This window comes from Rhodoferax sp., assembly GCF_014859475.1.
In the GTDB taxonomy this organism is placed as follows: domain Bacteria; phylum Pseudomonadota; class Gammaproteobacteria; order Burkholderiales; family Burkholderiaceae_C; genus Rhodoferax.
This window is the reverse complement of the sequence record NZ_JACUUE010000144.1, coordinates 1-6557: the sequence shown is the minus strand read 5'-3', so window position 1 is coordinate 6557 and position 6557 is coordinate 1. Positions and strand designations below refer to the sequence as shown.

10 protein-coding genes are annotated in these 6557 nt (G+C 60.6%); 8 read left to right on the top strand and 2 right to left on the bottom strand.

Translation table 11 applies throughout. The features are described from left to right. The 4 genes from IBX54_RS11285 to IBX54_RS11270 all read left to right on the top strand — a co-directional run. Positions 1–1227, top strand: a 1227-nt coding sequence (locus tag IBX54_RS11285) for a DUF3373 domain-containing protein (RefSeq protein WP_296542753.1), incomplete at its 5' end; no start/stop codon positions are given. A gap of 34 nt (positions 1228–1261) precedes the next feature. Further along, positions 1262–1582 carry a hypothetical protein gene (locus IBX54_RS11280; protein WP_296542752.1) on the top strand — a complete coding sequence of 107 codons (321 nt, stop codon included), beginning with the start codon at positions 1262–1264 and terminating at the stop codon, positions 1580–1582. A 98-nt stretch (positions 1583–1680) separates the two neighbouring features. Next, on the top strand, positions 1681–2739 hold the full coding sequence (locus IBX54_RS11275) for a rhodanese-like domain-containing protein (protein WP_296542751.1): 1059 nt from the start codon (positions 1681–1683) through the stop codon (positions 2737–2739). After that, a complete protein-coding gene (locus IBX54_RS11270; protein ID WP_296542750.1) occupies positions 2721–2927 on the top strand; it encodes a hypothetical protein in 207 nt (68 codons plus the stop codon). Before IBX54_RS11275 ends, IBX54_RS11270 begins: the two co-directional genes overlap by 19 nt. A gap of 352 nt (positions 2928–3279) precedes the next feature. Here IBX54_RS11270 and IBX54_RS11265 read toward each other — a convergent pair whose 3' ends face one another. Beyond that, on the bottom strand, positions 3280–4179 hold the full coding sequence (locus IBX54_RS11265) for a recombination-associated protein RdgC (RefSeq protein WP_296542749.1): 900 nt from the start codon (positions 4177–4179) through the stop codon (positions 3280–3282). Between the two features lie 186 nt (positions 4180–4365). On the opposite strand from IBX54_RS11265, the gene IBX54_RS11260 reads away from it, so the two are divergent. From IBX54_RS11260 to IBX54_RS11250, 3 genes are all read left to right on the top strand, one after another. After that, entirely contained in the window at positions 4366–4908 is a 543-nt protein-coding gene (locus tag IBX54_RS11260; RefSeq protein WP_296542748.1) for a Spy/CpxP family protein refolding chaperone, read from the top strand. 74 nt (positions 4909–4982) lie between these two features. After that, entirely contained in the window at positions 4983–5288 is a 306-nt protein-coding gene (locus IBX54_RS11255; RefSeq protein WP_296542747.1) for a hypothetical protein, read from the top strand. Continuing rightward, complete coding sequence (locus IBX54_RS11250) at positions 5288–5500, top strand: DUF2788 domain-containing protein (RefSeq protein WP_296542746.1); 213 nt, start codon at positions 5288–5290, stop codon at positions 5498–5500. Before IBX54_RS11255 ends, IBX54_RS11250 begins: the two co-directional genes overlap by 1 nt. Here the strand turns inward: IBX54_RS11250 and IBX54_RS11245 are convergent. Next, the gene (locus IBX54_RS11245; RefSeq protein ID WP_296542745.1) at positions 5497–6075 is read right to left on the bottom strand and encodes an NnrU family protein; all 579 of its coding nucleotides are present in this window, start codon (positions 6073–6075) and stop codon (positions 5497–5499) included. The genes IBX54_RS11250 and IBX54_RS11245 overlap by 4 nt on opposite strands. 144 nt (positions 6076–6219) lie before the next feature. On the opposite strand from IBX54_RS11245, the gene IBX54_RS11240 reads away from it, so the two are divergent. Further along, positions 6220–6420, top strand: coding sequence for a hypothetical protein (locus IBX54_RS11240; protein ID WP_296542744.1), 201 nt, complete (start codon positions 6220–6222; stop codon positions 6418–6420). The last annotated feature ends 137 nt before the right edge of the window (positions 6421–6557 follow it).

The following is a 6557-nucleotide window of genomic DNA, read 5'->3' as shown; positions in this document are numbered from 1 at the left end:
GCCTACAAACCCAAAAACACCAGCCTTTACAGCAACCGTTTCGAGCTCGACCTCAACGCCAAGGCCACGCAAGATGTCAGCGTCACCGCCAAGCTGAACATGTACAAGGTGTATGGCTCGCAAACCGACGGGGCCGTCACCAATGCCGGCAGCGCTCCCTTCTTTGCCGACCGCGTGGGCGTGTTTGACGGCACGCTCGGCCATGTGCCGTCCAGCAGCTCGCTCAATGTGGACCGCGTTTATGCCACCTGGAGCAACATCGCCGACCAGGAAATGTGGTTCTCGATTGGCCGTCGCCCCTCCACCGGCGGCGCACCCAGCAACCTGCGCAACAACACGGCGGTGCGCCCGGGCAACGGCGGCACACCGTCGCTGCTCGTCGATTACGCCTTTGACGGGGTGACCTTGGGTTACGCGCCAGAGATCGATTCGCTGCCTGGTGCTTACGCCAAGTTCTGCTACGGTCGTGGCTTTGAAGCGGGTTACAGCAACTCGCTCGGCAATTCGCTCGACGACACCGACATGGTCGGCATCGCCCTGGTGCCGATCGACACCGACCCGCTGCGCGTCTGGCTGCAATGGAACCGGGGCATGAACATTTTTGATGCGCCCGCCATGAGCAACACCTACTTCGGCAACACGGGAGCCCAAACCAACCTCGGCGACATCGACTGGCTGGGTGCCGGTTTCATGACAACGCACAAAAATGTCGGCCCCGGCACGCTGCAATTGTTTGGCGACGTGGCGCTCAGCAAGACGCGCCCCAACAACAACGTGTCGTCACAATTTGGCTTTCAGGGCCTGATGACTGGCGCCTTCTTCCAGCCTGAGGCGCCCACCAGCAAGACCGGCACCGCCTTTGCGCTGGGCGCGCGCTACGACCTGCCGTCCAATTCCAAGTTCGGCTTTGAATGGAACCACGGCTCCAAGAACTGGATCAGCTTTGCGCCGGCCGCCGACGACATGTGGACCGCCAAGGTTGGCACCCGCGGCAATGTGTATGAAGGCTATTGGATCCAGGAGCTCGACCGCCAGCCGATCTCTTCGTATGTCAGCAAAGCCTTCTTCCGCGTGGGCGTGCAGTACTACAAGTTTGACTACACCGGCAGCAACAACTGGGTCGGTGCACCGGTGGCCATCGGCGATGTCAGCGCGGCCAGCATGCTGACTACGGCGCCGCTGGAAGACGCGACCAACATCTATGCCACGTTTGAAGTCAAGTTCTGATTCATCTTTTTATTTTGTCAACAGGAGTCTCATCATGAAAACCAAACTCTCAACCCTGATCGCCGTGGCTGTGCTCGGCTTGTCCGGCGCCACCTTCAGCGCCAACGCCCTGGCCGATCAAGGCAAGATGGTCGGGCCGGTCACCAAGATCACGCTGGCCGCTGACGGCAAATCAGCGGTTGCCGTGCTCAAGGACAGCAAGACCGGTGAAGCCGTCAGCATCACCATCACCGACGATCTGACGCTGGATAAGCTCAAGGACAAACGCATCCAGCCGGGTGACGAAATCCGCGCTCGTTTTGAGAAAGACGGCAATAACACCAGCAAGTCTTTCAAGAAGACGGCGGGTTGCTGAGCGTCCTTTGATCCCGTTCGCCGTCAGTTGCCCTTCGCTGACGGCGCAGCAAGCTTTTTGAAGGGTGTTTTGCAGATTCACATTCAAGGAGTCGTCTCATGAAACGCATGTATCTTCGTGCGCTGTTGGCCACGGGTCTGGCCGTCGGCGTGTTGTTTTCGGCCGGTGCGGCCAGTCCGGCAGCCGCGCCCGATGAAATCACCAACGACCAGATGGTGAGCTTTTATGAGCAGGGCGCCATTGGCAAAAGCGTTTGGGTGGTGGACAGCCGCCCTGCCGGCAAATATATGGCGGGTCATATCCCGGGCGCACTCAGCTTGCCGCTGGACGTGCTGAAAAAAGACGCCACCAGCGCGAACAAGCTGGGCATTGCCCAGACTGCCAAGACCGTGTTCTATTGCGCCGGGCGCGAGTGCACCTTGTCGGTCGATTCAGCCAACATTTTCCGCAAGATGGGCTATAGCGATGTCTGGGTGTATCGCAACGGCGTGCCAGGCTGGAACCAGAAAGCCCAGCCCCTGTTGGCCAGCGAAGCGTTCATCAAAAAAGGCAACCTGATCCTGATCGACACGGCTGCCGGAAACGACACCGTTGCCGTTGCTTCCAACAAGGTCTTGCAATTGGGTCTGGACGACTTGACGGGTGACAAAGGCCACGCTGCGCTGAAAGACCTGTCACGCAACGCACCCATTGTGGTGCTGGAGCGCGGTGACATGGCCACCGTCAATGCGGTCATGGAAGACCTGCGCGAACAGGACTTCCGCCGCATGGCCTACTTCCCGGTTCGGCAGTGGCAAGGGGCTATGGCCGCAGCGCCTGCGGTGACCGCGTTGAGCTGGGCGCCCATCTATGGCCCGGGCCAGGTGTCGCCCAAGGCGTTTCAGGATGCGGTGGCCTCGGGCCAATTCATTCTTGACGTGCGCCCGGCCAAAGACTTTGCGCGCGGCCACTTCAAAGGTGCCGTGAGCCTGCCCATTGAAAACATGGAACAAGACTTCGCCAAGGTGCCCAAGGACGTGCCCGTGTTTGTGAACTGCGCCACCGGCGCCAAGAGCGCCAAGACTTTCGACATTTTGGGCCGCAAGGGCTACAGCAACGTGTCGTATCTGGATGCCGAGATCTCGTGCAAAGGCGAGCGGTGCAGCATCAAAGAGTAGCGCGCACCCTGGCCCTGACCAGCCTGTTGGTGGTTTGGGGCCAGGCATTACCTGCGTTGGCGGCAGACGACAAGCCGCTGCGCATCAGCCGCGACAGCCACGAGTTTGTACTGCAAACGCCCACCGGGCCCCTGGTGCCGCTGCCCGGCGTCACGCCGGTGGATGAAATCGACGTACTGAACAATTAACGTGAAAGAACGTCGTCATTGCGAACGAAGTGACGCAATCCATGACTTCCGAAGACATGGATCGCCACGCTGCGCGATGACGGTACTCTTTCATGATTTGGGGCGTCGCTCCGGATGTATGCAAGTTAGGGCCGCAACGGTCTGGGCTACCTTGTCAATCATCTCAAAGCCCTCAAGCAGTTTGGCGATGTCAGTGCGTCCCGCCTGAACCGCGCCACTTACCCGGACATTTACGACGAGCTCAAAGCGCTGGCCGATCAGGGCTACGCCTACATTTCGGGCAACGTGATCCAGCGAACCAAGCGTCAAACCGCCGTTGACCTGAAATGAGTTGAGCGGGTCTGCTCAGCGCTCAGGCAGCCAGACTTCGCTCGCCGCCCAGCGCCTCCAGCAACGCTGGCAGCGCTTTTTGCAGCTCGCCGGTGGCGATGGCCACATCGGCATCAAAGCCGTCGTCCTTGCCCTGGCTGGCACCTTCAAACACCACATCCAGAAACGCCAGCTTTTTGAGTTGCAAGCCTTCGGTGAGCACGAACGAGACGCGGTCGTTCCAGGTCAGCGCCAGCCGGGTGGGCATTTTGCCGCCTTCGATGTGCTGTTTGACCTCGTCGGTATCGAGCCGGTGGCGGGCGTAACGCACCACCGCCTTGGATTCATCGGCGGCCTTGAGTTCACACTCCCGGTCCACGCTGAAGCCTTGTGGCGCTTCCTGGCTCACCAGCCAGTCGGCCATAGCGGCGCTGGGTGAGGTTTGGGTGTCGATCAAGCTCAGGGCCAAGCCCGGCAGTCCCTGCACCAGCAGGGTGATCAGCTCGTCGGCACGGGCCTGGCTGCCGGCATCCGTCACCAGCAGCTGGGCTTCGCGGTCGATCCAGACCCGGGTGCTGGCCAGCTTGGTGAAGGCCATTGGCAACAGCTCCAGCCGAATGTCGTCCTTGAGGTCGCGGGTCTCCTTTTTGCCCGGCTTGCGGCCCGTGCTGGCCTCGATCTGGGCCACCCGCTCCTGGGCTTTGCGGTTGACCACCGAGGCGGGCAGGGCGCGGGTCTCGGTCATGAGCTTCAAGATCCATTGCCCTGCCACTGCTTCCAGCAGCGGCCCGTTGGCCTCGCCACGCGGCTCGATCCAACCGACTGATTTTTCCTGGCTGCTACCGCATTCGACAAAATGGTTGTCCTGCAGGCGGGCTTCCACCCCGTCGGCGCTGAGGCTCCAACCTGGAGCGATGCGGTACATGATGACGTTCTTGAACACTAGAAAACCTCTAAAAATGAAGATGAATGTGAAACCGTCAATCATCCCATCAAAACAAGCAGATCACCCCCCAAAACTTTACAAAGCTTTCACACAGCCTCATGCCCGCGATACACGGGCGGCGCACACTTCTCTTCACGCCGATGCCACTGTCTGGTCATTGGTTTTAACTTGAAGGAAATGATCATGAAGACCAATCTCAAAATTTCTCTGGTTGCTGGTTTGCTGCTGGCTGCCGGCCTGGCCTACTCGCAAGGCCCCATGGGCGATGCCCAGTGCGACATGACGGGGCCGCATGGCACCATGCAAGGCCAGGGCAAGAACCACCATGGCATGGGCAAGATGGACCCGGCCAAGATGCAGGCCAGGATGGACGCGCACCACGCAGCCCTGAAGACACAGCTCAAGCTCACCCCGGCGCAAGAGGCTGCCTGGACCGAATTCCTGGCCACCCACAAGCCAGCGGCTGGCATGAAGGGCATGGCTGCCGCCATGCCTGACCTGTCCAAGCTCACAACCCCCGAGCGTCTCGACAAGATGAAAGAACTGCGTGCCCAGCACATGAGCGAGCGAAGCGCCGCCATGGACCAGCGCGCCGAGGCCACCAAGACGTTTTACGCTGTCCTGACCCCGGAGCAGCAAAAGGTGTTTGACGCCCAGAACATGCAAGGCCGTGGTTCACACAAGGGCATGCACGGTGGCAAAGGCATGATGCAACCCAAAATATAAGCGTTGGCAGGCCAGGTTTTCAGGCCATATGGCGGCTTGTGGCATCATTGGCCTGATTCACTTTTTCAACCGCCATGTCAATCTCTCCGTCACCAGCCCAAAACCCTGCCCTGGATCGCGCCAGGGCCATTGTTCGCACCGTGGACGTGGGTCGGCCGCTGGCCTGGCTGGCCCGGGCGTGGCATGACCTGACGCGTTGCGGCTGGATCAGCGTTTTGCACGGTGTGGCAATCGCCCTGATCATGATGCTGACGTTCGCTGGTTTTGCCACTGCGCTCATCGGTCTGGTGCTGCTGGTGCCGCTGCTCGGGCACGCCGGTTGGCACGCCTACCGTGATCTGCTGGATGTGTCTGCTTTGCCGGAACGGGAGCAGCGCTGATGTTTGGTTTTACCGAAGAAAAAATCGCCGCCTTTGGCATGACCTTTGGTGTCGGCGGTCTGATGCTCTACATGCTGTTCATCATTGGCCAACTCGCCTGGGAGTCCAAGGCCGGCAAGTTCGGCTTTTTTGTCATGATGCTGGGGCTGGCTTTCGGCATGGTTGGCTTTGTTGCCAAATACATGATTCAGTGGGTGATGGACATTAATTAGCCAAAGGGCCGCATTCCGACCAACAGACCATGCAGCCACAGCGTGAAGGCAATCCACAGCGCCACCCCCAAGGCCACCGTCACCCCGGTGGCACCGGTGCTGCCTTGTGAATACGGCGTGTCGGCGCGTGCATCGCGCTTGCGGGCGGCCAGAAAAGCAAACACAGACCACAGCAGAAAGGTACCAAACAACAGCACATGCGCCAGCGTGCCGTTGGTCAGCAAATGGGCCAGCGCCCACAGCTTGACGGCCGCCATCATGGGGTGGTGCAGGCGCGCCTTGATGCGGTTGCCCGGCACATAGGCCGCGGCCAGCAGCACAAAGCTCAACAAGGTCAGCAGCATGGCCAGGTGGCGCAGCGCCGACGGCGGGCTCCACAGCAGCCACGGACTTTGCCGTGCCAGGCCAAAGCCCCACACGATCAGCGCAAAACCCAGCAGCGACAGCAGCGTGTACAGCCCGCGCCAGCGCCAGGCCCCGAGCCTGATGCGGCTGCGGGTGCGCCAGTCGTCGGCGACGATCCTGACCGAATGCGTGCCCAAAAAAAGCAGAAGCCCCAAGACCAGATATAGCATAGGAAGTGTGGTGATGTATCGGCTCGCAGGCGCGATACGGGGATGAGACTGAACCGTGATTTGACCACAGGCCAGCCTGGGTTGCGCCCGGACCAGGGCTGGGATCCATGATTGCACTAACTGGCAGCCGAGTTTGAAATTGCCGTGCCTGCTGACGCCGCGCCAGAACCGGTGCAAGCAACCACCGCCGCCCCCGAATTCGAGGCCTGGCAACACGCCATGGGCATCACCACCGCGGGTGATGCGCCACGGCTGGCCGAGCGGCTGCCGGCGGCCTTTGCGCCCGCGTTGCACCAGCTCGGAGGAAACTGCCCCACACCGATTGCCGAGCTTCGCTTTCCATGAATAGACCCGTCATTGCGAACGCAGTGACGCAATCCATGTCCCCAAACTGCATGGACTGCCGCGCTTCGCTTGCAGTGACGAAGTCTCTGTTCAAGGTCCGTGTGCGGTATCGGGCCAGGTACGGCTGGCTCGCGATG

Excerpts from the sequence above, each read along its gene's own strand:
- IBX54_RS11280 (WP_296542752.1), top strand. The coding sequence starts at position 1,262 with ATGAAAACCAAACTCTCAACCCTGATCGCCGTGGCTGTGCTCGGCTTG.
- IBX54_RS11275 (WP_296542751.1), top strand. The coding sequence starts at position 1,681 with ATGAAACGCATGTATCTTCGTGCGCTGTTGGCCACGGGTCTGGCCGTC.
- IBX54_RS11260 (WP_296542748.1), top strand. The coding sequence starts at position 4,366 with ATGAAGACCAATCTCAAAATTTCTCTGGTTGCTGGTTTGCTGCTGGCT.
- IBX54_RS11255 (WP_296542747.1), top strand. The coding sequence starts at position 4,983 with ATGTCAATCTCTCCGTCACCAGCCCAAAACCCTGCCCTGGATCGCGCC.
- IBX54_RS11250 (WP_296542746.1), top strand. The coding sequence starts at position 5,288 with ATGTTTGGTTTTACCGAAGAAAAAATCGCCGCCTTTGGCATGACCTTT.
- IBX54_RS11245 (WP_296542745.1), bottom strand. The coding sequence starts at position 6,075 with ATGCTATATCTGGTCTTGGGGCTTCTGCTTTTTTTGGGCACGCATTCG.